The sequence below is a fragment of the Bacillus sp. 05T22 genome (genome assembly GCF_056396765.1).
On the sequence record NZ_JBFTMC010000233.1, the window covers coordinates 1 to 1,716 of the forward strand.

Annotated in this window: 1 rRNA gene and 1 pseudogene; both read right to left on the reverse strand. The window is 32.7% G+C overall.

Annotated elements, in window-relative coordinates:
- Nucleotides 1–427: 427 nt before the first annotated feature.
- Nucleotides 428–899, reverse strand: a pseudogene (locus AC1DIT_RS28045) (alpha/beta hydrolase).
- Between the two features lie 705 nt (nt 900–1,604).
- Nucleotides 1,605–1,716, reverse strand: a 5S ribosomal RNA gene (gene rrf, locus AC1DIT_RS28050); the annotation flags it as partial.

Below are 1,716 nucleotides of genomic sequence, written 5' to 3' on the forward strand. Positions count from 1 at the left end.
GTTTGTCTAGCATCTAAAATAAAAATTGACGTTTCACGTTGTTTGTTTCGTTCAGTTTTCAAAGAACTTGTTTGCCGCTCATTTGCGACTCCCTTATGTTAACACTTTCATGTTTCAATGTCAACTAAGTTTTTTATTTCGTTTGTCGCATTCTGCGTTGTTGCATCGGCGACTTCTAATATATTACACACTTATCATTATAAAAGCAATACCTTTTTAAAATAAAATTCAAATTTCCCATTAAATATAGAAGATAAGGCTTTAATCCGTTAGCTTTCTTTATCCTCACTTAAATTTAACCATCACTTATCCACGCATAACATTTAGATAGGAAGGCTCCCTATTTAAGCTACAATCAATGTATCCCCTATATATAAAGAAAGAATCTTTCACTTTTAATAGCGAAAGATTCTTTCTTTATATATACTTATGCTGGAATATACTTTCCAATAAATCCCCATACCGTATTCCAATATTTCTCCGAATCTATTTTTTCAGCTTCTCCATGACCTGCACCTGGCACAATCAATTTCTCTTTTTCCACCTTTGTAGCATTATACACTTCATCCAACATTTCAAAAGGAACAAATGTATCCGCATCTCCATGGATAAACAACATCGGAGTTTTACTTTTTGCAACTTGCTTGACGGCCGATCCCTCATTCAAGTCATAACCAGCACGGAGTTTTGTAATTGTATTCGCCGCATTCATAACAGGGAATTTTGGTAAATGAGTTACCCGATACAGTTACGGTTTTCTTTAAATGAGGGTTTCCCTCTAAAAATTCTTTTTCTTGTTTCGTATTTAGCGCATAGTTATAAAAGTAGTTCCCAACTAGCATATACGCAATAACTAGGAGGAGTAAAACTACTATTGTAACAATACTTATTTTCTTCATTCTATGAATCCTTTCTCTACGATGTATATTTTAAAAATACCTTATATTACATTATATCGAATTCGAATATAACGCCCTCATATTTCATCAAGATTTTTACTAATCTAGAATAGTAAGTCTCCTTAAAATTTACAATCGAGAAAAAGAAGCGAATAACAAAGAAAAAACTATTCATAGTAATGCGCAAGTAACAAACTTTCCTTAACAAAATATTCATAGTGAATATTTTGTTAAGGAAAGCAATATTATGTTTTAATCGTCCTATTATATAACTATAACGAAAGAACATAACTAGTTCGACTTCTTTCTTTTCTAATGAATCCATATGCCCATTCGCTATAGTTTCCTAATATTGAATCTATTATAGATACAATATTAGGAAACTTTGAAATCCAAATACTACAGATTATTTTTAATGAATTTGAATTATAACGGAAAACATTTGAACCTTATACCCTAGAAAAATCTATTTATTGCACTCTACCAGACGATCTATTAGATATCTATAAAAATMTTAAAGAAGACATCTTATTATATGGGAAAAACGAATTCAACAAAGCTACTTAGCATTGGAAATTTCTTTTAGAGGCTCAATAAGGTTCACATGCTGTGCGATGTGCACATTACATTTCGAAAAATTTTATTAAAGATCTTCAATAAGCTATAAACACAAAAAAGACGAGTCATTCTGACTCGTCTAAAGTTGCTTGGCGACGTCCTACTCTCACAGGGACAAGGTCCCAACTACCATCGGCGCTAGAGAGCTTAACTTCCGTGTTCGGTATGGGAACGGGTGTGACCTCTCTGCCATCATCAC